This is a genomic window from Actinoplanes octamycinicus (assembly GCF_014205225.1).
GTDB lineage: Bacteria > Actinomycetota > Actinomycetes > Mycobacteriales > Micromonosporaceae > Actinoplanes > Actinoplanes octamycinicus.
This window is the reverse complement of sequence record NZ_JACHNB010000001.1, coordinates 10,171,651-10,196,697: the sequence shown is the minus strand read 5'-3', so window position 1 is coordinate 10,196,697 and position 25,047 is coordinate 10,171,651. Positions and strand designations below refer to the sequence as shown.

General features: G+C 74.8%; 8 protein-coding genes and 1 pseudogene. 8 read left to right on the top strand and 1 reads right to left on the bottom strand.

Annotated features, from left to right (window positions below; all coding sequences use genetic code 11):
* Nucleotides 1–45: 45 nt before the first annotated feature.
* From BJY16_RS46100 to BJY16_RS46065, 8 genes are read left to right on the top strand one after another with little or no spacing between them, the layout of a single operon-like run.
* Entirely contained in the window at nt 46–945 is a 900-nt protein-coding gene (locus BJY16_RS46100; protein WP_260418382.1) for an ACP S-malonyltransferase, read from the top strand.
* A gap of 35 nt (nt 946–980) precedes the next feature.
* Entirely contained in the window at nt 981–1,229 is a 249-nt protein-coding gene (locus BJY16_RS46095) for an acyl carrier protein (protein ID WP_185046144.1), read from the top strand.
* On the top strand, nt 1,226–2,782 hold the full coding sequence (locus tag BJY16_RS46090) for an AMP-binding protein (protein ID WP_185046143.1): 1,557 nt from the start codon (nt 1,226–1,228) through the stop codon (nt 2,780–2,782). The genes BJY16_RS46095 and BJY16_RS46090 overlap by 4 nt, the downstream gene beginning before the upstream one ends.
* Nucleotides 2,779–4,272, top strand: a complete 1,494-nt coding sequence (locus BJY16_RS46085; protein WP_185046142.1) for an AMP-binding protein — start codon at nt 2,779–2,781, stop codon at nt 4,270–4,272. The genes BJY16_RS46090 and BJY16_RS46085 overlap by 4 nt, the downstream gene beginning before the upstream one ends.
* Nucleotides 4,269–5,522, top strand: a complete 1,254-nt coding sequence (locus tag BJY16_RS46080; RefSeq protein ID WP_185046141.1) for a type III PLP-dependent enzyme domain-containing protein — start codon at nt 4,269–4,271, stop codon at nt 5,520–5,522. The genes BJY16_RS46085 and BJY16_RS46080 overlap by 4 nt, the downstream gene beginning before the upstream one ends.
* A gap of 44 nt (nt 5,523–5,566) precedes the next feature.
* A complete protein-coding gene (locus BJY16_RS46075; protein ID WP_239178060.1) occupies nt 5,567–5,995 on the top strand; it encodes a cobalamin B12-binding domain-containing protein in 429 nt (142 codons plus the stop codon).
* Nucleotides 5,992–7,272: a methylaspartate mutase gene (locus tag BJY16_RS46070; protein WP_185046139.1), complete on the top strand. Its 1,281-nt coding sequence runs from the start codon at nt 5,992–5,994 to the stop codon at nt 7,270–7,272. Before BJY16_RS46075 ends, BJY16_RS46070 begins: the two co-directional genes overlap by 4 nt.
* A gap of 55 nt (nt 7,273–7,327) precedes the next feature.
* A complete protein-coding gene (locus BJY16_RS46065) occupies nt 7,328–8,077 on the top strand; it encodes a thioesterase II family protein (protein WP_185046138.1) in 750 nt (249 codons plus the stop codon).
* A 1,242-nt stretch (nt 8,078–9,319) separates the two neighbouring features.
* Here the strand turns inward: BJY16_RS46065 and BJY16_RS46060 are convergent.
* Nucleotides 9,320–24,973, bottom strand: a pseudogene (locus tag BJY16_RS46060) (type I polyketide synthase); the annotation flags it as partial.
* Between the last annotated feature and the right edge of the window lie 74 nt (nt 24,974–25,047).

Sequence of the window (25,047 nt, the reverse complement as noted above, 5' to 3'; positions counted from 1 at the left end):
ATGTCCCAGGAAATCCGCAACGACACGGCATTGGTATTCCCCGGAATGGGCCCGACGTCATTCGACGAGGTTTCCCGGTTCATGGTCGGCAATGCCTTCGCCCGCCGCCGGGTCGCCGAGGCGGACGAGGTGCTCGGCTTCTCGCTGGTCCGCCGCTACCGGGCGACCCCGGGCGACTACAGCGAGGTCGCGCAGCTCGCCTTCCTGGTGAACTGCCTGGCCCTGGCCGACTGGCACGCCGAGCAGAGCGACGTGCCGCCGGCCGCGGTGACCGGCCCGAGCTTCGGCGGCAAGGCCGCCGCCGTCTGGGCCGGCTCGCTCTCCTTCGCCGACGCGATCCGGATGACCGCCGGGTTCGCCCGGCTGATGACCGACTACTTCACCGTCCACCACACCGACGTGGTCACCCAGAGCTTCGCCCGGACCGCCCCGGACCGGCTCGCCGAGATCCTCGCCGAGCTGGACGAGGCCGGCGAGTGGTACGACATCTCCTGCTACGTGGACGACGACTTCACCATGCTGTCGCTGCGCGAGCACCGCCTCGACTGGCTGGCCCAGCGACTGCGGTCGGTGGGCGGCCTGCCGCTCTACACGCTGCGCCCGCCGATGCACTCCCGCGCCTTCGGGGAGCTGCGCCGCCGGGCCGAGGCCGAGGTGGTCGCCGGGATCAGCTTCGCCGACCCGGTGCTGCCGCTGGTCGCCGACCTGGACGGCGGCCTGCGGAGCACCGCGGCCGAGGTCCGCGAGTGGCTGCTGGACGGCTTCGTCCGGCCGGTGCGCTGGCCGGACGTGGTCGCCGCGCTGCGCGGCCGCGGGATCGGCACGCTCCGGGTGGCCGGCGCGGACAGCCTGTTCACCCGGGTGCCCTGCACCACCAACGCCTTCACCGTGGTCGGGGCCAGCCCCCGCACCGTCATGCAGGCGCGCCGCCGCGTCGCAGCCTGACCGATCGACAAGCCAAGACCAAGGGAGCCAGTGACATGTGGGACGCCACCTTCGAGGAGATCCTGCGCCGGTTCGTTCCGTTCCTGGACGCCGACGAGCCGCTCGACCCGGACACCAGCCTGCGTGACCTGGGCCTGGACTCGATGGGAATCATCGAGATGATGGCCGTCCTGGAGGCCGAGTACCAGGTGCGCTTCCTCGACGACATGTTGAACATGCAGACCTTCGCCACGCCCGGCGCCCTCTGGGACAGCGTGTCGAAGATGGTCGAGCCGGTCTCATGACGACGCTCGACGTGGTGACCGCCGGGCCGGTGATCCAGGCCGATGCCGGCCTCCAGGCCCGCTTCGCCCGCGGGGTGTCGATCAACCCTTACGGTACGGCCATTCAGGCCGGCCCCCGCACGGTCAGTTACACCGAGGGGCACGAGCTGGCCCTGCGGTGGGCCGGCTCGCTGCGCCGGGTGCTGCCCCGGTCGGCGCCGGTCGCCGTGCTGGCCGGGCGGAGCGCGGAGGCGTACCTCGGCATCCTGTCCTGTCTCTATGCCGGGGCCACCGCGGCGCCGATGCTGACCGACTTCCCGGTGGCCCGCCTGGTCGAGATGATCCGCGCGGCAGGTGTCCGCGCCCTGATCGTCGACGCCGAGGGCGCCGCGCTGCTGCCGGCGCTCCGCGAGCACGGCGTCGACCTGCCGACCCTGGTGGCCGCGGGGGACGCCGAGGTGACCCGGCCGATCGTGACCAGCCCGGCGCACCGGCTGGACCGCCCGTGGCGGGTGGATCCGCAGGACATCGCCTACATCCTGTTCACCTCCGGCTCGACCGGCACGCCGAAGGGCGTCCGGCTCAGCCACGCCAACCTCACCCACTACTTCGACCTGATGGACCGGTGGTACGACTTCACCGCCGCCGACGTCTTCTCCCAGGCCGCCAACCTCAACTGGGACTCGGCCGTCTCCGACCTGTGGTGCGCGTGGGGCGCCGGGGCCCGGCTGGTCGCCGTCCTCGGCCCGCACTACCGGGACCTGCCCGGCTTCGTCGCCGAGCACGGCGTCACCGTGTGGTTCTCCGCGCCCAGCACGATCGGCCTGGTCCGGCGGACCGGCAAGCTCACCCCGAACGCGATGCCGACGCTGCGCTGGACCTACTTCGGCGGTGAGGCGCTGCGCTGGACCGACACCGCCGACTGGCAGGCCGCCGCGCCGAACTCGTCGGTGGTCAACGTCTACGGCCCCACCGAGATCACCATCACCACGCACCGGCACACCTGGTCACCGGCGGTTTCGACGGCGCTCGGGGTGAACGGGGTGGTGCCCCTGGGCCACCTGCACGACGGGCACCACCAACGGATCATCGAGGGCGAGTTGTACATCGCCGGTCCGCAGGTCTCGGCCGGCTACCTGGACCCGCGGCACGAGGCCGGGCGCTACCTGGAGATCGATGGGCGCACCTACTACCGGACCGGCGACCTGGTCCGCGAGGTGGCCGGCGGCGAGCTGGTCTACCTCGGCCGGGCCGACTCCCAGGTGCAGGTGCACGGCCTGCGGGTGGAGCTCGGCGAACTGGACCACGCGGTGCGCGCCTGCCCCGGCGTGGAGGACGCGGTCACCGTCGGCGCGGCTGTCGGCGGCACCACCGAGCTGCTCGTCTTCTACACCGGCGAGCGGCAGTCGCCGGCCGTGCTGGCCCGGCACATCGGCCGCACCGTGCCCCGGCAGCTGGTCCCCAAGCACTACCGGCACGTCACCGAGTTCCCGCTGAACACCAACAAGAAGATCGACCGCCTGCGGCTGACCGCCGAGGCGACCACCCAGTTGCGGACAGGAGAGCGGTCATGAGCCAGTTGGTCCACGAACTCCTCGACGACGCGGAATACGACTCGCCGACCCGCTGGGCGGTCCGCGACGCCACCACCCGCTGGTCGTACGCACAGCTCGCGAACCGCGCGCACGCCTTCGCCACCTGGCTGCGGGCGCACGGGGTCAGCCCCGGCGACCGGGTCGTGGTGCAGTCGCCGACCCGGATCGAGCTGGTCGCGATGTTCTACGGCGCGTCCCGGGCCGGCGCGGTGTTCGTCCCGCTGAACAAGTCGATGAAGCAGTTCCACCTGGCCCAGGTGGTCGCCGACGCCGACCCGACGATCATCATCGCCACCCCGGAGCTGGCCGGGAACCTGCGCGAGCTGGACGTCGCCCCGGTCCACGACTTCGACGACGTGGCCCTGGAGACGCTCTACATCTCGCGCGGCCCGCGGTCCCCGCAGACCACCCAGGTCCAGCCCACCGACCTGGCCGCGCTGATCTACACCTCGGGCAGCACCGCCCGGCCGAAAGCGGTGATGGCCCCGCACGCCCAGGTCACCTTCGCCTCCCGGGCGATCCAGGCGGAGATGGACTACCGGCCGGACGACGTGGTCTTCTGCCGCTTCCCGCTGTCCTGGGACTACGGCCTCTACAAGGTGCTGCTCTGCGCGCTCGGCCGATCCGAGATCGTGCTCGCCGACAACGAGTCGGACCTGGTGCTGCTGCGCCGGATGCGGGAGACCGGCACCACCGTGGTGCCGATCGTCCCGTCGCTGGCCACCATGATCACGCTGCTGGCCAAACGGTCCGACGACCCGATGCCGCCGGTCCGGCTGATCAGCAACACCGGCGCGGCGCTGCCGGCCGCCACCATCGAGGCGCTCCGGGAGACCTTCCCCGGCGTCCGGGTGGTCCGCCAGTACGGCCAGACCGAGTGCAAGCGGATCACCGTGATGCCGCCGGAGGAGGACCAGGACCGGCCCGAGTCGGTCGGCCGGCCGTTCGGCGGCACCACGGTGCGGATCCTCGACCCGGCCGGCGTCGAGGTCCCCACCGGCCAGGTCGGCGAGATCTGCGTGGAGGGCCCGCACGTGATGCCCGGTTACTGGCGGCTGCCCGAGCTGTCCGAGAAGACCTTCCGGCGTACGGCCAGCGGCGCGCTGCGGCTGCACACCGGCGACTACGGCAGCGTCGACGCGGACGGCTACCTCTACTTCGAGGGCCGCCGCGACGACATGTTCAAGCGCCGCGGCATCCGGATGAGCACCACCGAGATCGAGGCCGCCGCGATGGACATCGCCGGGGTGCGGGCCGCGGCCGCGGTACCCCCGGGCGACGGCTACGACCTGACCATCTTCGTCGAGTCCGACCTGGCCCCGAAGGTGGTCGTCAAGGAGCTCGCCACCCGCCTGGAACCGGCCAAGGTGCCCGCCACCTGCCGGGTCCTGGAGACCTTCCCCCTCACCCTGCACGGCAAGAACGCCCGGCAGGCACTCGTCGAGATGCTGAAAGGGACCGACCGATGAGCCTCTCCCAGGAGTTCGCCGACAAGCTCGCCGCGGAATACGGCACCCCGCTGTTCGTCTACGACCTGGACGAGGTCGAGGCGGCCCGGGACGAGCTGCTGGGCGCGCTGCCCGAGGAGTTCGAGCTGTTCTTCGCGGTCAAGGCGAACTCGCACGTGGAGCTGCTCCGGGCGCTGCGCGGGACACCCGGCCACGGCTGCCGTACCGAGATCAGCTCCACCGGCGAACTGTCCGTCTCGATCGCCGCCGGGCACGACCCGGCGCTGACCCTCTACACCGGACCCGGCAAGACCCGCGGCGAGCTGGACACCGCGATCGCCGCCGGGGTGCGGATGTTCTCCGTCGAGTCGCTCACCGACCTGGAGCACATCGGCGCGGCCGCGCAGCGGCACGGCGTGGTCGCCCAGGCGCTGCTGCGGATCAACCACGTCGCCGCGTCCGCCACCACCAGCATCCGGATGACCGGCACCCCGTCGCAGTTCGGCATCGACAGCGAGACCCTCGGCGAGCTGATGCCGCGGCTGCGCGCGGTGCCCGGCACCGAGCTGGCCGGCCTGCACTTCTTCCCGCTCAGCAACGCGCGGGACGAGGAGAGCCTGATCGGCGAGTTCCAGCACACGCTGAGCGTGGCGGCCGAGCTGTGCGCCGAGCACGACCTGCCGCTGCGCTTCCTGGACATCGGCGGCGGGTTCTCGGTGCCGTACGCGGTGCCCGGCCCGCGCGCCTCCTACCCGAAGCTGCGCGCCGAGCTGGCCGCCGCCCTGGACGTGCACTTCCCGGACTGGCGCGAGGGCAGCCCGCGGATCGCCTGCGAGTCCGGGCGCTACCTGGTCGGCGCCTCCGGGACGCTGATCACCCGGGTGGTCAACATCAAGGAGAGCCGGGGCCGCGGCTTCGTCATCGCCGACGCCGGGATCAACACCTTCGGCGGCATGTCCGGCCTGGGCCGGCTGCTGCCGGTCGCGGTGCAGCCGGACACCGAGGCGACCCACCGGGCCAGCCTGGTCGGGCCGCTGTGCACGCCCGGCGACGTGCTCGGCCGGGAGATCGCCCTGCCCGACCTGGAGATCGGTGACACCGTGGCGATCCCGAACGCCGGCGCCTACGGGCCCACCGCCAGCCTGCTGATGTTCCTGGGCCGGCCGGCCCCGACCGAGGTGGTGATCCGCGGCACGGAGGTGCTCTCCGTCTCCCGGATCGAGCACGAGCGCACCTGGTCGGTCGGCGAGGGCCCCCGCGTGCGGATGTGAGAACGCATCCCGAGTTACCACGACCTCCCTGAATGGAGTTTTTTGTGATCAACGGCAACCACCGGGCGATCGTCTCCACCGTGGCTTCCGACTCACACACCTGGAACCTCGTCTTCCTCCAGCTGCTGCTGGAGGAGCACGGCTACTCGGTCACCAACCTGGGCTCCTGCGTGCCCGACGACCTGCTGGTCAAGGAGTGCCGCGAGCTGCGACCCGACCTGATCGCGATCAGCTCGGTCAACGGGCACGGCCACCAGGACGGGCGGCGCGTGATCAGCCTGCTGCGCGACTGCCCGGAACTGCGGGACACCCCGGTGGTGATCGGCGGCAAGCTCGGTGTCGCCGAGGGCTCCTACGGGGCGGAACTGCGGCAGGCCGGATACACCGAGGTCTTCGAGGACGGCGTCCCCGCGCCGATCGACTTCGGACAGTTCCTGCAATCCCTGCCGGAGCGGGCCGGGGTGCCGGTATGAGCCCCGGAGACACACGGAGCCGCGACGGCGCCACGGACTCCCCGCCGATCGACTTCGGGGAGTTCGTGCGCCGCCGCGGCGGCCGGGGCAGCCTGGTCGTCCAGCCCCGGATGGGGTTCAGCGACCCGGCCCGGATGCGGGCCGGCCTGCTCGCCACCCGGGCCGCCCGGGCCACCACGGTCGGCACCATCACGCTGGACAGCTACACCCGGGTCGGCGAGCTGGCCGCCGCCGGACGGGCGCTGGCCGACGGCGTGCCGCTGAACGGCTACCCGATCGTCAACCATCCGCCGGCGGTCACCGGCGCGTTGCTCGACGGGGTCCGCGGCGACGACTTCCCGATCCAGGTCCGGCACGGCTCCGCGGTGCCGGCGGACATCTTCGCCGCCCTGGCCCGGCTGCGGCTGAACGCCACCGAGGGCGGCCCGGTCTCCTACTGCCTGCCGTACGGGCGCACCCCGCTGGCCGAGTCGATCACCAACTGGCGGCGCGGTACCGAGGTCTTCGCCGCCCTGCGCGACCAGGGCGTCGAACCGCACCTGGAGACCTTCGGCGGCTGCATGATGGGCCAGCTCTGCCCGCCCGGCCAGCTGGTCGCGATCAGCGTGCTCGAAGCGCTCTTCTTCCACCAGCACGGGATCCGCAGCCTGTCGGTCAGCTACGCCCAGCAGACCAGCTACGACCAGGACGTCGAGGCGCTGCTCGCGCTGCGCCGGCTCTGCGCCGAGCTGCTGCCCACCCGGAACTGGCACGTGGTCGTCTACGCCTACATGGGGATGTACCCGGTCACCGCGGGCGGGGCGTACCGGCTGCTCGACCGGGCCGCCGAACTGGCCGCGGTGACCGGCGCGGAACGCCTCATCGTGAAGACCGAGGCCGAGGCGCGGCGCATCCCCACGGTCGCGGAGAACATCACCGCTCTGGAACGGGCCGGCGCGGTCCGCCGCCGGGTCCCTCTCGACCCCGGGATCGACACCGAGACGTACGCGGAAGCCGCCGCCCTGGTGCACGCGGTCCTCAACCTGGACGCCGACCTGGGCCGGGCGCTGCTCGCCGCGTTCCGGCACGGCGTCCTGGACGTGCCGTACTGCCTGCACCCGGACAACATGGGCCGGACCCGCAGCTACCTCGACGACTACGGCCGGCTGCGCTGGGCCGCGACCGGCTCGATGCCGCTGCCCGGCGCCACCCGGCGCCGCCCGCGGGCCCTCACCTCGGCCGGCCTCCTGAGCGACCTCTCCTACATCCGCCGCTCCTACGACCGCGTCCCCACCTGACCCCCCGCCCTTTCCGCCCGGCGGTTTCCGCCGCGGCGTCTCGATGGGAGCCCAGATGACCCTCTCGCCCCCGGTGGTGGACACCAGCGCCTGGATCCGGTGCTTCCACCCCGCCCCGTCCGCCCCCGCCCGCCTGGTCTGCTTCCCGCACGCCGGCGGCTCGGCGTCCTACTTCTTCCCGGTCTCCCGAGCGCTGTCCCCGCAGGTGGAGGTGCTCGGCGTGCAGTATCCCGGCCGCCAGGACCGCCGCCACGAACCCTGCGTCAGCGACCTCATCTCCCTGGCCGAGATGATCGTCCCGCAGATCGAACCGTGGCTGGACCGCCCGGTCGCCTTCTTCGGCCACAGCCTGGGCGCCAGCCTCGCCTACGAGGTAGCCCGCCGTCTTCCACCCGGCACGCTGACCGGCCTGTTCGTCTCCGGCCGCGGCGCACCCACCCGGGTCCGCAACGAGGGCATGCACCTGGCCGACGACCACCGGCTGATCGCCGACCTGGCCCGGATGAGCGGCACCGACCCGGCCGTCCTGGCCGACGAGGAGATCCTCCGCACCGTCCTGCCCGCGCTGCGCGCCGACTACCAGGCCGCCGAAACCTACCGCTACCACCCGGGCCCCCCACTGACCTGCCCGATCACCGCCCTGATCGGCAACCTGGACGACCAGGTCAGCGAGCCGGAAGCCCGCCCCTGGGCCGACCGGACCACCGGCCCGTTCACCCTCCGGACCTTCCCCGGCGGCCACTTCTACCTGAACGACCACGCCCCGGAGATCATCACCCTCCTCCGAACCCACCTGGCCCCCTGACCGTCCACACCCGCAGAACCCATCCCGCCCCTTCAGAGCCAGCCGGATCATCCGGCTGGCTCTCTCTGTCGGCCCCGTCCCGAACCGCCAGCCGTCATCACCCCAGCCGGCGCCCCGAGCTGTCTCCCGTTCACAAGGCACCCGTGACGCCCAGCCCCTCACCGCGAGGCACGCCCGGCTCCAGGCCCGCAGCGCGCCTCCCGGCTTTCCCGGCTGTGCTCCACGGGTGTCTCCGTCCCGCTGAGACACCCGTGACGCCCAGCCGATCACACCGCGACGCGCGCCCGGGTCCAGGCCCGTAGCGCGGCTTGCGGGTTTGTCGGCTGTGCTCCATGGGTGTCTCCGGCCGGGTGAAGCACCCGTGACGCCCAGCCGAATCACCGCGGCGCGCGCTGGGGTGCGGGCGCGTGGCGCGGCTGGCGGGTTTGTCGGCTGTGCCCCGTGGGTGTCTCAGGGCCAGTGAGGCACCCGTGGCGCCCAGCCGAATCACCGCGGCGCGCGCTGGGGTGCGGGCGCGTGGTGCGGCTGGCGGGTTTGTCGGCTGTGCTCCATGGGTGTCTCCGGCCGGGTGAGGCACCCGTGACGCCCAGCCGAATCACCGCGGCGCGCGCTGGGGTGCGGGCGCGTGGCGCGGCTGGCGGGTTTGTCGGCTGTGCTCCATGGGTGTCTCAGGGTCGGTGAGGCACCCGTGGCGCCCAGCCGATCACCGCGACGCGCGTCCGGGTCCGGGCCCGTGGCGCGGCTGGCGGGTTTGTCGGCTGTGCCCCGTGGGTGTCTCAGGGTCGGTGAGGCACCCGTGGCGGCCAGCCCGATCACCGCGACGCGCGTCCGGGTCCGGGCCCGTGGCGCGGCTTGCGGTTTGTCGGCACAGCCGCTACCGCTTCGTGTTCTGGGCCGGAGGGGCGGCAGAGACGGTGACCAACCGCCCCCTGGCCTGGCGACCAGACCGCAACCAACGGCGGGCCGGGAGAGCGCCGTGACGGTGATCGGCGGCGGCCGGGAGGGGCTACGGCGGGCCGGGAGAGCGCCGCGACGGTGATCGGTGGCGGGCCGGGAGGAGCGGCGGAGAGCGAGGGCCAGCGGCAGCGATCGCCCGGGTCGACAGAAGCGAAGGCGAACAGGCGAAGGCGAACAAGCGGAAGGCGAACAAGCGAAGGCGAACAGGCGGAAGGCGAACGAGCGGAGGGCGAGACGGCGACGGGCCGCCGGCGCGATGCCGGCGGCCCGTCACAGGGGAAGGGATCAGCGAGGAACGGCCCCGAGCTCGGCGTCGAGGATGTCGAACAGCTCGGCCGCGCTCACGGCCGAAAGCCCGGCGTCCTCCTCCGGCTCCGGACCCGCCCCGAGACGCGCGGCCAGGGTCCGCAAGCGAGCCGCGATCCGGGCCTGCTCCTCCGGCGCCGGCGGCCGGTCCGTCAGGACCGCCTCCAAGCGGGCCAGGTCGTCGAGCACCGTGACCTCCGGCGCCGCGGAGGGCGCCAGGTCCGCGAGCAGCTGGGCCATCACTGCTCGCGGAGTCGGGTGGTCGAAGATCAGGGTGGCCGGCAGCCGCAGCCCGGTCGCGTTGTTCAGGCCGTTGCGGAGTTCGATCGCGGTCAGCGAGTCGAAGCCCAGGTCCTTGAACGGCCGGTCCACTTCGACCGTGTCCGCCCCGGCGTGGCCGAGGACCGTGGCGACGTGCGTGCGGACCAGCCGGAGGACCAGGTTCTCCTGTTCTTCGGCGGGCAGCCCGGCGAGCCGGTCGGCGAGCGGCACCCCACCGGGGCGGCCGCCGGCGACCGCGCGGAGGGCCGGGCGGGGCCGCCGGGCGAGGTTGCGGAGCAGTACCGGTACGTCGTCCGCCCGGCTGCCCAGGGCGACCGGGTCGACGTGCATCGGGACGAGGTTCGCCCGTCCGCTGGCCAGCCCGGCGTCGAAGAGGGCGAGCCCGTCCGCGACGGCCAGCGCCGGTGTGCCGAGCCGGCGCATCCGGTCCAGGTCGGCGTCGGTGAGGTCGCCGCCGAGCCCGGTGCTCACCTCCCACAGCCCGTAGGCCAGCGAGGTGCCGGTGAGCCCGTGGTGCCGGCGGTGCTGGGCCAGCGCGTCCAGGAAGACGTTGGCCGCCGCGTAGTTGCCCTGCCCGGCGGCGAGCACCAGGCCGCCGGCCGAGGAGAGCACCACGAACGCTTTCAGCGGCCGGTCCGCGGTCAGTTCGTGCAGGTGCCAGCCGGCGTCCACCTTGGGCGCCAGCACCCGGTTCAGCTGCTCCGGCGTCAGGTCGGTGACCAGCGCGTTGTCGGCGACGCCGGCCGCGTGCACGATGCCGGTCACCCCATCGAGGAGCCGGGCCAGCGCGGCCCGGTCGGTCACGTCGCAGGCGACCGCTTCGGCTTGGCCGCCGAGATCCGCGAGGCGGGCGACGAGTTCGGGTGCGCCCGGCGCGTCCGGGCCACGACGACTCGTCAGAACCAGTTTCCGTACGCCGTGAGCCCGCACCAGATGCTCGGCCAGCAACGCCCCGAGCCCCCCGGTCCCGCCGGTGATCAGCACCACGTCGTCCGGGGTCCACTCCACCGGGGTGTCCGCCGCCGCCGGGACGAGCCGCGGCGCGAGCAGCTGCCCGTCGCGGACGGCGAGTTCGGGTTCCGCCGCGCCGGCCGCCCGGGCCAGCACCTCGTCCCCGACCTCGGCGTCGCTGTCCAGCAGGATCAGCCGTCCGGGGTGCTCCGCCTGCGCCGACCGCAGCAGCCCCCAGACGACGGCCGCCGCCGGGTCGGTGTCGTGCCCGGGCACCGTCGCGGCGTTCCGGGTGAGCACGATCAGCCGTGTCCCGTTCAGCTCGGCCTTGCCGAGGAATGCCTGGACCAGCGTGAGCGCCTCGGCAGCCGCCGCGCGGGCCCGGTCCGGCACGGATGCCGGCCCGGTTGCCGGCCCGGAAGCCGCGACGATCACGTCGACGCCGTCGATCCCGTCGAGGTCGGCGGCCCCGAGCACCCGGACGAACCGTGCCCCCGTCCCACCCGCCGCCGGTGCCGGCGACCACTCGACGGTGAACAACGAGCCGTTCGACCCGGAGCTGAGCTGCGCCGCCGTCACCGGCCGCAGCGTCAGCGAGTCGACCGTCGCCACCGGCGCCCCGAAGGTGTCGGCGACGGTGAGCCGGACCGCGCCCGGCCCGGCCGGCGACAGCCGCACCCGGACCGCGTCCGCCCCGCCGGCCAGCAACGTCACCCCGTCCCAGGAGAACGGCAGCATGGTCGCCCCCTGCTCCGCCCCGGCCCCGGTCCCGCCGTAGCTCAGCGCGTGCATCGTCGCGTCCAGCAGGGCCGGGTGGATCCCGAACCGGGCCGCCTCGGCGTGGCTGCCGTCGGGGAGCGCCACCTCGGCGTACACCGAATCGCCCTGCCGCCAGGCGGCCCGCAGCCCGCGGAAGACCGGCCCGTAGCCGTATCCCGCCGCGGCCAGCTCGTCGTAGAGCCCGGAGACGTCGACCGGTTCGGCGCCGGCCGGTGGCCACACGGTCAGCGGGTCGGCGGCGGCAACCGCCGAGGCGGGGGCCAGGAAGCCGGCGGCGTGCCGGGTCCACGGGTCGTCCTCGGCGGCGTCGTCCGGCCGGGTGTGGATGCCGACCGCGCGCTGCCCGCCGTCGTCGGCCGGGCCGACCACCACCCGCAGCGTCCGGCCGCCGTGGTCCGGGATCGGCAGCGGCGCCTCCTGGACCAGTTCGGCCAGCACCGGTGCCCCGGTGTGCAGGCCGGCGTGCAGCGCCAGCTCGACGAACGCGGTGCCGGGCAGGATCGTGCTGCCGTGCACGGCGTGGTCGGCCAGCCAGCCCTCGGCGCCCAGGGTGAGCCGCCCGGTGAACACCGTGGTGTCCGCGCCGGGCACCGTGACGACCGCGCTGAGCAGCGGGTGGCCGGGCCGGGTCAGGCCCATGCTGGCCGGGTCGGTGTGGTCGGCGCCGCCGCCGTCGAGCCAGTAACGCTGCCGCTCGAAGGCGTAGGTCGGCAGGTCGACCGTGCGGCCGCCGGCCAGCAGCGGTTTCCAGTCCACCTCGACGCCGCGGGTCCAGGCCGTGGCCAGGCCGGTGAGCAGCTCGTCCTCGCGGGTGCGGTGCTGCAGGCCGATGAAGGCGGCGTCGTCGGTGATCTGCCGGCCCAGGCCGGTCAGCGTGGAGTCCGGGCCGCACTCCAGGAGCGTGGTCACGCCCCGGCCGACCAGGTCGGTCACGATGTCGTGGAAGCGGACCGTGGTGCGGACGTGATCGACCCAGTAGGCGGGGTCGGTGACGTCGCCGACGGTGACCACCGGGATGACCGGCTCGCTGTAGGTGAGACCGCGCGCGACCTGGCCGAACTCGGCGAGCATCGGCTCCATCAGGTGCGAGTGGAACGCGTGCGAGGTGTTCAGCCGGGTGGACTTGACGCCCAGCCGATCGACCAGGGAGAGAACGGCCGATTCCACACCCGACAGAACCACCGAGTTCGGCCCGTTGACCGCGGCGATGTCCACACCCGGGATCAACTCGATCGACTCGGCGGACGCGGCCACCGCGACCATCACCCCGCCGGCCGGCAGCGCCTGCATCAACCGGCCTCGGGCCGCGACGAGGCGAGCCGCGTCCGCAAGGGTCAACACCCCGGCCACGTGCGCCGCCGCGATCTCCCCGATCGAGTGCCCGGCCAGGTAGTCGGGACGAACACCCCACGATTCGAGCAGCCGGTAGAGGGCGACCTCGAAGGCGAAGATCGCCGGCTGAGTGTTGACCGTCTTGGCGAGCTCGTCGAAGGAGGAGCCCCAGACGATGTCCTTGACCGCGGAACCGGCCGCGTCGAAGGCCGCCGCGAAGACCGGGTACCGCTCGTAGAGGTCGCGGCCCATGCCGAGGCGTTGCGAGCCCTGGCCGGTGAACAGGACGGCGGTCGAGCCCGGCGTGACGGTTCCGGTGATCCGCTTGTCGCCGAGCAGGATCCGGCGGTGGTCCAGAGCGGCGCGGGTGGTGAACGAGGAGAACGCCACGTCGAGCGGGGCTCCGAGGGCCGAGGCCATCCGGTCGGTCTGAGCGTCCAGGGCCGCCACGGTGCGGGCCGAGACCGCGATCGGGAACGGTCCTTCCGGCGTACCGGAAATCTGGGGTGTGATCGGTTTTTCCGCGGCCTGTTCCACGATGACGTGCGCGTTCGTGCCGCTGAGCCCGAACGACGACACCGCCGCCCGGCGCGGCCGGTCGACCGCGGGCCACGCGACCGCCTCGGTGATCAGCCGGACGTGGCCGGCCGACCAGTCGACGACCGGCGACGGCTGGTCCACGTGCAGCGTCTTCGGGACCATCCCGTGTCGCATCGCCTGGACCATTTTGATCACCCCGGCGACGCCCGCCGCGGCCTGCGTGTGCCCGATGTTCGACTTGATCGAGCCGAGCAGCAGCGGCCGGTCCGCGGGGCGATCCTGCCCGTAGGTGGCGAGCAGCGCCTGTGCCTCGATCGGGTCGCCGAGCCGGGTGCCGGTGCCGTGCGCCTCCACCACGTCCACGTCCGCGGTGGTCAGCCCGGCCCGCTCCAGACCGGTTCGGATCACCCGCTGCTGGGACGGCCCGTTGGGGGCGGTGAGGCCGTTGCTGGCGCCGTCCTGGTTGATCGCCGAGCCGCGGATCACCGCGAGCACCTCGTGCCCGTGGCGTTCGGCGTCGGAGAGCCGTTCCAGGAGCAGCAGCCCGACGCCCTCACCCCAGCCGGTGCCGTCGGCCGCGCCGGCGAACGACTTGCACCGCCCGTCCGGGGAGAGCCCGCGCTGCTGGCTGAACTCGATGAAGATCTCCGGCGTGGACATCACCGTCACGCCGCCGGCCAGCGCCATCGACACCTCGCCGGAGGCCAGCGCCTGGGTGGCCATGTGCAGCGCGACCAGCGACGACGAGCAGGCGGTGTCGACGCTGACGGCCGGCCCTTCCAGGCCGAGCGCGTAGGCGACCCGGCCGGACAGGATGCTGCCCGCGTTGCCGTTGCCCACGTAACCGGCCATGTCGTCCGGCACCTCGCGCAGCCAGCTGCCGTAGTCGTGGTACATCACCCCGACGTAGACGCCGGTCTGGGTGCCGTGCATGGCGACCGGGTCGATGCCGGCCCGCTCGAAGGTCTCCCAGGCGGTCTCCAGCAGCAGCCGCTGCTGGGGGTCCATGGCCTGCGCCTCGCGCGGCGAGATCCCGAAGAAGGCCGCGTCGAAGTCGGCCGCGTCGTAGAGGAACGCACCGTCCCGGGAGTAGGTCTTGCCGGGCAGACCCGGCTCCGGGTCGTAGACCTTGCCGACGTCCCAGCCACGGTCGCCGGGGAACGCGCCGACCGCGTCGACCCCGTCGGCGACCAGCCGCCAGAGGTCCTCCGGTGAGCTGACCCCGCCCGGATAGCGGCAGGTCATGCCCACGATGGCGATCGGATCGCCGGTCCGGGCCGCGGTCGGCGCGGTGGTCTGCGGGCTCGCGGTGGTCTTCCGCCCACCGAGACTTTCCCGTACGACCTCCGCGACCGCCCGCGACGTCGGGTGGTCGAACACCAGCGTGGCCGGGAGCCGCAGGCCGGTGGCGGTGTTCAGCGCGTTGCGCAGTTCCACCGCGGCCAGCGAGTCGAAGCCCAGTTCCTTGAACGCCTTGTCGGCCGCCACCGCGTCCGCCGAGGCGTGCCCGAGGACCGTGGCCACGTGCCCGCGCACCAGGTCGAGCACCACCTTCTCGCGGGCCGCCTCGTCCAGCCCGGCGAGTCGCTGCTCCAGCGGGTTGCCGGTGGTCTCGCCCGCGGCCGCCGCGACCCGGCGGGCCGGCGTGCGGACCAGGCCGCGCAGCAGGGCCGGCAGGTCGGCGCCCCGGGCGGCCAGCGCGGCCCGGTCGACCGGCAGCGCCACCGCGAGCGGCAGTCCGCTGCCCAGCGCCCGGTCGAACAGCGCGAGTGCGTCCGCGGTCCCGATCGCCGGGGTGCCCAGCCGCCGCATCCGGTCCAGGTCGGCGGCGGTGATCGCCCCGCCCAGCCCGGTCTGCTCCGCCCACAGCCCGTAGGCGACGGCGGTGGCCGGCAGGTGCCGGGCCCGGCGGTGCTGGGCGAGCGCGTCCAGGAAGACGTTGGCCGCCGCGTAGTTGCCCTGCCCGGCGGCGAGCACCAGGCCGCCGGCCGAGGAGAACAGCACGAACGCCTTGAGCGGCAGCCGCGCGGTCAGCTCGTGCAGGTGCCAGCCGGCGTCCACCTTCGGTGCCAGCACGGCGTGCACCCGGTTCGCGGTGAGGTCGGCGGTGAGCGCGTTGTCGGAGATCCCGGCGGCGTGCACCACCGCGGTCAGCGTGTCGCCGTAGGTCTCCAGGCAGGCGGCCAGCGCGGCCCGGTCGGTCGCGTCGCAGGCGACCACGTGCACGGTGGCCCCGAGCGCGGTGAGGCGGCCGGCCAGCTCGGCCGCGCCCGGCGCGTCCGGACCGCGCCGGCTGGTCAGCACCAGCCGGCCGGCGCCCTGGCGGACCAGGTGCTCGGCGAGCAGCGCGCCGATCCCGCCGGTGCCGCCGGTGATCAGCACGGTGTCGTCGGCGGTCCAGGTGACCGGCTCGGCGGCCGGGGCCGGGGCCAGCCGGGGAACCAGCAGGTCTCCGTCCCGGACGGCGAGTTCCGGCTCGCCGGTGGCGAGCGCCCGGGCGAGCAGCTCGTCCGGCACGTCGCGGTCGGTGTCGAGCAGCACGAACCGGCCCGGGTTCTCCGCCTGCGCGGCCCGGACCAGGCCCCAGACCGGGGCGCTGACCACGTCCGGGTCCTCGTCGCCGGCCGACACCGCGGACCGGGTCACCACCACCAGGGGCGCGGTCCGGTCGCCGGCCAGCCGGTCCTGGAGCACGCCCAGGGCCTCGGTGACCGCGGCCCGGGTGCGGGCGGGCAGGTCGGGGCCGTCCGGCGAGCGGAGCACCACGGTCTCCGGGACCGCGGTCCCGGAGACGTCCGGGGCCGGCCGCCACTCGACCGCGAACAGGCCGTCCGCGCCGGGCGCCGGGGCGGCCAGCCGGTCGGCGCTGACCGGCCGGGACACCAGCCGTTCCACGCTCATCACCGGCGCGCCGGTGCCGTCGGCGACCAGCATCGAGGAGACCTCGGCGCCGCGGATCCGGCGGACCCGGACGCGCAGCGCGGTGGCCCCGGCGGCGTGCAGGGTGACCCCGGTCCAGGCGAACGGCAGCAGCGTGTCGCCGGTGTCGTCGGCGTCCTCCTGCAGCAGGTCGGCGTGCATCGCGGTGTCCAGCAGCGCCGGGTGCAGCCCGAACCGGGCCGCGTCGGCGTGCGCCTCGGGCGGCAGCGCCACCTCAGCGAACAGTTCCTCGCCGCGGCGCCAGGCGGCCCGCAGGCCCTGGAAGGTCGGCCCGTAGCCGTAACCCCGTCCGGCCAGCCGCTGGTAGGCGCCGTCGACCGGCAGCGCGGTCGCGCCGGGCGGCGGCCACTCGGTCAGCGAGTCGGCCGAGGTCGGCGTGCCGGGCGCGAGGAAGCCGACGGCGTGCCGGGTCCACGGGGCGTCCGGGGTGTCCTCCGGCCGGGTCCAGGCGGCGAACGGCCGCCGTCCGGCGGTGTCCGGCGCCCCGGCGGTCACCTGCACCGCGACCCCGCCGCGGGCGGGCAGGATCAGCGGCGCCTCCAGGGTGAGTTCTTCCAGCAGGCCGCAACCGACCTCGTCGGCGGCGCGCAGGGCGAGTTCGACGAAGCCGGTGCCGGGCAGCAGCACCGACCCGAGCACCACGTGGTCGCCGGTCCACCGCTGGGCGCCGAGCGCCAGCCGGCCGGTGAGCGTGACGCCGCCCCCGTCGGCGGCCACCACGACCGCGCTGAGCATCGGATGGTCGGTGGCGCCCAGGCCGGCCTGGCGCACGTCGCCGCCGGCCGGTGCGGCCGCGTCCAGCCAGAAGGTCTCCCGCTGGAACGCGTAGGTCGGCAGGTCGGCGCGGGGTCCGTCGCCGAGCACGGCGGCCCAGTCGACCTCGGCGCCGCGGATCCAGGCGGCGGCCAGGCCGGTGAGCAGCTGGGCCGGGCGGGTGCGGTGCTGCAGGCCGAGGAAGGTCGCGTCGTCGGTGATCTGGCGGCCCAGCCCGGTGAGCGTGGAGTCCGGGCCGACCTCCAGGAACGTGGTCACGCCCCGCTCGACCAGGTCCTCGACGACGTCGGCGAAGCGGACGGCGTCGCGGACGTGGTCCGCCCAGTAGCCGGGGTCGGTCACGTCACCGACGACCACCACCGGGATCGTCGGTTCCGAGTAGTCGAGAGTCCGGGTGAACGCCTCGAACTCGTCGAGCATCGGCTCCATGAGAGGGGAGTGGAAAGCGTGCGAGGTGTTCAGTTTCGTCGCCTTCACGCCGAGCTTCGCGACCACGGCCTCCACCGCGTCGGGCAGCCCGGACAGGACGACGGATCGCGGGCCGTTGACCGCCGCGATGTCCACACCGGGGATCAGCTCGATCGCGCTTTCCGGCGCGGCCACCGCGACCATCACGCCGCCGGCCGGCAGCGCCTGCATCAACCGGCCGCGGGTCGTGACCAGGCGGGCGGCATCCTGGAGGGAGAGCACACCGGCCACGTGAGCTGCGGCGATCTCACCGATCGAGTGCCCCGCGAGGTAGTCCGGACGCACGCCCCACGATTCGAGGAGCCGGTAGAGAGCCACCTCGAAAGCGAAGATCGCCGGCTGCGTGTTGGCGGTCTGCGCCAGCAGTTCCGCGTCGGAACCCCAGACGACGTCCTTCACCGCCGCGCCCGCGGCGTCGAAGGCCGCGGCGAAGACCGGGTAGCGCTCGTACAGGTCCTGGCCCATCCCGAGGCGCTGCGATCCCTGCCCGGTGAACAGGATCGCCAGCTTCCCGGGCGCCACCTCACCGGTGGTGATCGCCGCCAGCCCGTCGGCGAACTCCACCTCGGTCGACGCCACCACCGCGGCCCGGTGCTCCAGCGCGGCGCGGCCGGTCGCCAGGGTCCGGGCGGCGGCGGCCAGGTCCACCTCGCCGTGCGCCGCCAGGTGCGCCAGCAGCCGGTCGGCCTGCCCGCGCACCGCCGCCGGGGTGTGCCCGGAGAGCAGCCACGGCACCGGCCCGTCGAGCGGCGCCGGCGCGGGCACGTCCACCGCGGGCGCCTGCTCGATGATCACGTGCGCGTTGGTCCCGCTGATCCCGAACGACGACACCCCGGCCCGGCGCGGCCGCTCGACGGCCGGCCAGCCGACCGCCTCGGTGAGCAGCCGGACGTCCCCGTCGGCCCAGTCCACCTTGGTGGACGGCTCGTCGACGTGCAGTGTCTTCGGGACCACGCCGTGCCGGATGGCCTGGACCATCTTGATGATCCCGGCGACGCCGGCCGCGGCCTGGGTGTGCCCGATGTTCGATTTGATCGAGCCGAGCAGCAGCGGCCGGTCCGCCGGCCGGTCCTGGCCGTAGGTCGCGAGCAGCGCCTGCGCCTCGATCGGGTCGCCGAGCGTGGTGCCGGTGCCGTGCGCCTCGACCACGTCGACGTCGGCCGGGTCCAGCCGGGCGCCGGCCAGCGCGGCCCGGATCACCCGCTGCTGGGACGGCCCGTTCGGCGCGGTCAGCCCGTTGCTGGCGCCGTCCTGGTTGACCGCCGAGCCGCGGATCACCGCGAGCACCGGGTGTCCCGCGGCGACCGCGTCGGAGAGCCGCTCGACCAGCAGCATGCCGGCGCCCTCACCCCAGCCGGTGCCGTCGGCCGCGTCGGCGAACGACTTGCACCGGCCGTCGGCGGCCAGCCCGCGCTGTCGGCTGAAGTCGGTGAAGGTGTCCGGGGTGGCCATCACGGTCACCCCGCCGGCCAGCGCGAGCGAGCAGTCGCCCTGCCGGACCGCCTGGATCGCCCAGTGCAGCGCGACCAGCGACGACGAGCAGGCGGTGTCGACCGTGACGGCCGGTCCCTCCAGGCCCAGCACGTACGCCACCCGGCCGGAGACCACGCTGGCCAGGCTGCCGTTGCCCAGGTAGCCGGCCAGTTCCTCGGGCACCTCGCCGAGCCGGGTCGCCCAGTCGTGGTACATCACCCCGGCGAACACCCCGGTCCGGCTGCCGCGCAACGCCTGCGGGTCGATCCCGGCGCGTTCCACCGCCTCCCAGGCGACCTCCAGCAGCAGTCGCTGCTGCGGGTCCATGGCCTGTGCCTCGCGCGGCGAGATGCCGAAGAGGGCCGGGTCGAACTCGGCCGCGTCGTGCAGGAAGCCGCCCTCGTTGCTGTACGTCTTGCCGGGCTTCCCGGGCTCCGGGTCGAAGATCCCCTCGGTGTCCCAGCCGCGGTTCTCCGGGAACCGGGTGATCCCGTCGGCCCCGTCGGCGACCAGCCGCCACAGGTCCTCCGGAGTTTCCACCCCGCCCGGGAACCGGCAGGCCATGCCCACGATCGCGATCGGCTCGCCGGCGTCCGCGACGGTGCTCCCGGCGGACGAGGCGGCGGCCGCCACCGCGGCCGGCTCGGCGGACGGCAGGACCCGCTCGCGCAGGTGCTCGGCGAGCGCCCGGGCGGACGGGTAGTCGAAGGTCAGCGTGGCCGGCAGCCGCAGCCCGGTGGCCGCGGAGAGCCGGTTGCGCAGCTCCACCGAGGCGAGCGAGTCGAAACCGATCTGCTGGAACGCCCGCCGCGGGTCGACCGCGGCCGGGTCGTCGAAGCCGAGCACCGCGGCGACGTGCGTGCGGACCAGGTCGAGCAGGGCGGCCGGCCGGTCCGCCGGGGGCAGCTGGGCCAGCCGGCGGGCCAGCTCGCCCTGCTGCGGGGCGGCGTTCGCGCCGGTCGCCGTGGCGCGACGGACCGGCGTACGGATCAGTCCCCGCAGCATCGCCGGCAGCTCGTCGCCGCGCTCGCGCAGCGCGGCGTGGTCCAGCCGCAGCGGCAGCGCGGCGGTGACCCGGCCGGCCACCGCGAGGTCGAGCAGCGCCAGGTTCTCCTCGGGGGACAGCGGGGCCAGCCCGGAACGCTCGACGCGCTGCAGGTCGGCCGCGGTGAGCTGGCTGCCCATCCCGGCGTCGCCGGTCCACAGCCCCCAGGCCAGCGCGGTGGCCGGCAGCCCGGCGGCGTGCCGCAGCCCGGCCAGCGCGTCCAGCGCGGCGTTCGCCGCCGCGTAGTTGCCCTGCCCGGCCCCGTCCAGGGTGCCGGCCGCCGAGGAGAACAGCACGAACGCGCTCAGCGGCAGCCCGGCGGTCAGCTCGTGCAGATGCCACGCGCCATCCGTCTTGGCGGCCAGCACGGTGTCCAGCGACTCCCGGGTCAGCGAGCCGAGCAGCCCGTCGGCGACCACCCCGGCGGTGTGCACGACACCGGTCAGCCGGTCGCCGATCTCGCCGATCAGCCGCGCGACGGCGGTCCGGTCCGCGACGTCACAGGCGACGATCCGCACGCTGACGCCGAGGCCGGCGAGGCGGTCGCGCAGGGCTTCCGCGCCCGGCGCGGCCGCTCCGCGACGGGAGGTCAACACCAGGTCCGGTACGCCGTGCGCCCGGGCCAGGTGCTCGGCGACCAGCGCGCCCAGCCCGCCGGTGCCGCCGGTGATCAGCACGGTGCCGCCGCCCCACGGGTCGGTGGCCGGCTCGGCCGGCTCGACGGCGGCCAGCCGGGCGGCCAGCACCCGGCCGTCGCGCACGGCCACCTCCGGCTCGCCGGTGGCGACCGCGGCCGCCAGCAGCGCCGGGTCCCCGCCGGGCAGGGCGACGAGCTGGAACCGGCCCGGGTTCTCCGCCTGCGCGGTGCGCACCAGGCCGGTCAGCGCGCCCTCCACCAAGTCCGCGGTGCCGTCGGTCACCACCACCAGCCGGGTGTCGGCCACCGCGTCGCCGGTCAGCCAGGCGGTCAGCAGGCCGAGCAGCGCGCCGGTCTGTTCGTGCAGGTCGGCGAGGACGTCGCCGGTGGCCGGCGGGGCCGTGACGGCCACCCAGCCGGGGAACCGGTCGCCGGCCGAAAGCGCCGCCCGCAGCGTGTCGAAGCCCCGGTAGGTGCGGCCGGCCGGGGTGTCCGCGGGCACCGCCACCGGCTGCCGGTCCACCCGGTAGAGGGCGCCGGCGGTGGCCGGGCCGAGCCGGTCCGCGCCGACCGCCCGGGCGACGAACGAGCCGATGCCGGCGACCGGCCGGCCGGCCGGGTCGGCCAGCTCGATGGCGACCGCGTCGTCCCCGGTGGCGGTGATCGTGGCGCGCACCGCGGCCGCGCCGGACCGGTGCAGGGTGACGTCGGTCCAGGCGAACGGCAGCCGGGTGGCGCCGTCCAGGGTGGCGCCGGTGGCGAAGTCGGTGGCGTGCAGCACCGCGTCGAGCAGTGCCGGGTGCAGCCCGAACGCGTCCGCGCCGGCGACCGCCTCGGGGAGCGCGACCTCGGCGAAGACCGTGCGGTCCCGCCGCCACGCGGCGCGCAGGCCCTGGAAGGCCGGGCCGTAGCCGTAGCCGGCGGCGGTCAGCTCGGCGTACAGGTCGCCGACCGGGATCGGGTCGGCGCCGGCCGGCGGCCAGGCGTCGCCCGCCGTCTCCGGCGCGGCGCCGGCCGGCGCCAGCGTGCCGGCCGCGTGCAGGATCCAGGTCTCGGTCCCGGTCGCGGCGGGCCGGGCGTGGATCTCCACGGTACGAGCCCCGCCGGTGTCCTCCTCGCCCACCACGACCTGCACGTCGATCGCCGCGCCGGCGGCCGGCAGGACCAGCGGCCGCTGCAGGGTGAGCTCCTCCAGCCGGGCGCAGCCGACCTCGTCGCCGGCCCGCACGGCCAGCTCGACCAGGGCGGTTCCGGGCACCAGGACGGCGCCGCCGACCACGTGGTCGGCCAGCCACGGCTGGGTGCGGGTGCTGAGCCGGCCGGTCAGCACCACGCCGCCGCCGGCCAGGTGCACGACCGCGCCGAGCAGCGGGTGGTTCGCGTCGGCCTGGCCGAGCTCCGCGGTGTCGGTGGCCGCCGGGGCGTGCAGCCAGTACGAGCGGCGCTGGAAGGCGTAGGTGGGCAGGGTGATTCGCCGGGCGCCGCGCCCGGCGAAGAACGCCGCCCAGTCCACCGGCGTGCCGTGCGCGTGCACCGCGCCGATCGCGGCGACCAGCTCGGCGGCCTCCGGGCGGCCGCGGCGCAGCGCCGGCACGAACCGGGCCTCGCCGTCCACGCAGCGCGCGCCCATGCCGCTGAGCACCGCATCCGGGCCCAGCTCCAGGAACGTGGTGACGCCCGCCTCGGCCAGGGTGGCGATCCCGTCGGCGAACCGCACGCAGGCCCGCACGTGCCCGACCCAGTACGCCGGGTCGCACAGCTGCTCGGCGGTGGCCGGCTGCCCGGTCACGTTGGAGATCACCGCGAGCTGCGGCGCCCGGTAGTCGAGCACCTCGGCGATCTCGGCGAACTCGGCGAGCATCGGCTCCATCAGGTGCGAGTGGAACGCGTGCGAGGTGTTCAGCCGGGTGGTCCGCACGTTCATCCTCCCGGCGAGCGCGAGGACCGCTTCTTCGGTGCCGGACAGCACGACCGAGCCGGGCCCGTTCACCGCGGCGATGTCCACGCCGTCGGTGAGCAGCGGGCGGACGGTCGCTTCCGGGGCGGCCACGGCGACCATCACGCCGCCGGCCGGCAGCGCGCCCATCAGCCGGCCGCGCGCGGCGACCAGCATGGCCGCGTCGTCCAGGTCGAGCACCCCGGCCACGTGCGCGGCGACCAGCTCGCCGACCGAGTGGCCGGCCAGGTAGTCCGGCCGCACGCCCCACGCGGTGACCAGGCGGTAGAGCGCGGTCTCCACCGCGAACAGGGCGGCCTGGGTGTACTCGGTGCGGTCCAGCAGCGCGGCCGCCTCGGATCCGGCCGCGGCGAACAGCACGTCCCACAGCGAGACGTCCAGATGCACGTCGAGGGCGGCGATCGCGTCGGCCAGCGCGTCCCGGAAGACCGGGTAGGTCTCGGCCAGTTCCCGGCCCATGTCCAGGCGCTGGCTGCCCTGCCCGGTGAAGAGCACCGCGAGGCGGCCGGCGGGCAGCGTGCCGCGCAGCACGGAGGGCAGCTCGGTGCCGTCGGCCACGGCCCGCAGACCCTGCCGGGCGGCGTCCGGATCGGTGGCCAGCACGACCGCCCGTACGTCCAGCTTGGTCCTGGTCGTGCCGAGCGAGAAGCCGAGGTCGTCCAGGGCGACCGGCTCGTCCAGGGCGGTCAGCAGGCGCTCGGCCTGGGCCCGCAGCGCGGTCTCGTCGCGGGCCGTGACCACCAGCGGGACCGGGGTGCCGGCCGGCCGGAAGCCCGGGGTGACCACCTCGGCGGCCGGCGCGGCCGGCGGCTCCTCGATGATCACGTGCGCGTTGGTGCCGCTGACCCCGAACGACGAGACGGCCGCGCGGCGCGGGCGGTCGCCGGCCGGCCACGGCACCGCGTCGACGGCCAGCCGGACGGTGCCGGCCGACCAGTCCACGTGCGGGGTCGGCTGGTCCACGTGCAGGGTGGGCGGCAGCACCTCGCGGCGCATCGCCTCGATCAGCTTGATGATGCCGGCCGCCCCCGCGGCGGCCTGCGTGTGCCCGAGGTTCGACTTGATCGAGCCGAGCAGCAGCGGCTGCTCCGGCGAGTGCCCGGGGCCGTAGGTGGCGATCACCGCCTGCGCCTCGATCGGGTCGCCGAGCGTGGTGCCGGTGCCGTGCGCCTCGACCACGTCGACGTCCCCGGCGGCCAGCCCGGCGTCGGTCAGCGCCTGCCGGATCACCTGGCGCTGGGCCGGGCCGTTCGGCGCGGTCAGGCCGTTGCTGGCGCCGTCCTGGTTGACCGCGCTGCCGCGGACCACGGCGAGCACCGGGTGCCCGAGCCGGCGGGCGTCGGAGAGCCGCTCCAGCACCAGCACGCCGACGCCCTCGGCGAACCCGGTGCCGTCGGCGGCCGCGGCGAACGGCTTGCACCGGCCGTCCGGGGCCAGGCCGCGCTGCCGGCTGAACGAGGTGAACGTGCCGGGCCCGGCCATCACCGCGGCGCCACCGGCGATCGCCAGGTCGCTCTCCCCGCGGCGCAGCGACTGGACCGCCAGGTGCAGCGCGACCAGCGAGCTGGAGCACGCGGTGTCGATGGTCAGCGCCGGTCCGCGCAGGCCCATCGTGTAGGCCACCCGGCCGGAGATCACGCTCGGCGCGTTGCCGGTCATCAGGTAGCCGTCCAGGCCGTCCGGTGCCTCGTGCAGGCGCATGCCGTACTCCTGCGCCTCGGCGCCGATGAACACGCCGCTGCGGCTGCCGCGCAGCGTGTCCGCCTCGATCCCGGCCCGCTCGATCGCCTCCCACACGGTCTCCAGCACCAGCCGCTGCTGCGGATCCATGGCCTGGGCCTCGCGCGGGCTGATCCCGAAGAACCCGGCGTCGAAGTCGGCGGCGTCCGGCAGGAAGCCGCCGTGCCGCACGTACATCGAGCCGGGCCGGTCCGGGTCCGGGTGGTAGAGCCGGTCCAGGTCCCAGCCGCGGTCGGCGGGGAAGTCGCCGAGCACGTGCCGCCCGTCGGCGACCAGGTCGCCGAGCTGCTCGGGGGAGTGCACCCCGCCCGGGTAGCGGCAGCCCACCCCGACGATGACGATCGGCTCGTCCGCCGCGGCCGGACCGGCCGCCCACTCGGCGTCGTCCTCGCCGGCCCCGGTGGCCAGCGCGACCAGATGGCCGGCCAGCAGCTCCGGGGTGGGGAAGTCGAAGCCGACGGTGGGCGGCAGCGGCAGGCCGGTGGCCGCGCTCAGCCGGGACTGCAGGGCGACCAGGCCCATCGAGTCCAGCCCCAGGTCCCGGAACGGACGGCCCGGCTCGACGGCCGGGGCCTCGTCCGGCATGATCTGCGCGAGCACCGCGGCGGCCGCCGTACACACCAGGTCGAGGGCCAGGCGGTGCCGCTCGGGCCCGGACAGCGGTGACAGCCGGCCGGCAAACGCACCGGTCCCGGCGGCGAAGGACTCGTCCATTCGAAGACACCCCACATTTGGTCGGCGAAATCGTCGCGAGAGAAAAAGGAAACGGCCACACCGGCCCGCAGCCG

Excerpts from the sequence above, each read along its gene's own strand:
- BJY16_RS46100 (WP_260418382.1), top strand. The coding sequence starts at position 46 with ATGGGCCCGACGTCATTCGACGAGGTTTCCCGGTTCATGGTCGGCAAT.
- BJY16_RS46095 (WP_185046144.1), top strand. The coding sequence starts at position 981 with ATGTGGGACGCCACCTTCGAGGAGATCCTGCGCCGGTTCGTTCCGTTC.
- BJY16_RS46090 (WP_185046143.1), top strand. The coding sequence starts at position 1,226 with ATGACGACGCTCGACGTGGTGACCGCCGGGCCGGTGATCCAGGCCGAT.
- BJY16_RS46085 (WP_185046142.1), top strand. The coding sequence starts at position 2,779 with ATGAGCCAGTTGGTCCACGAACTCCTCGACGACGCGGAATACGACTCG.
- BJY16_RS46080 (WP_185046141.1), top strand. The coding sequence starts at position 4,269 with ATGAGCCTCTCCCAGGAGTTCGCCGACAAGCTCGCCGCGGAATACGGC.
- BJY16_RS46070 (WP_185046139.1), top strand. The coding sequence starts at position 5,992 with ATGAGCCCCGGAGACACACGGAGCCGCGACGGCGCCACGGACTCCCCG.
- BJY16_RS46065 (WP_185046138.1), top strand. The coding sequence starts at position 7,328 with ATGACCCTCTCGCCCCCGGTGGTGGACACCAGCGCCTGGATCCGGTGC.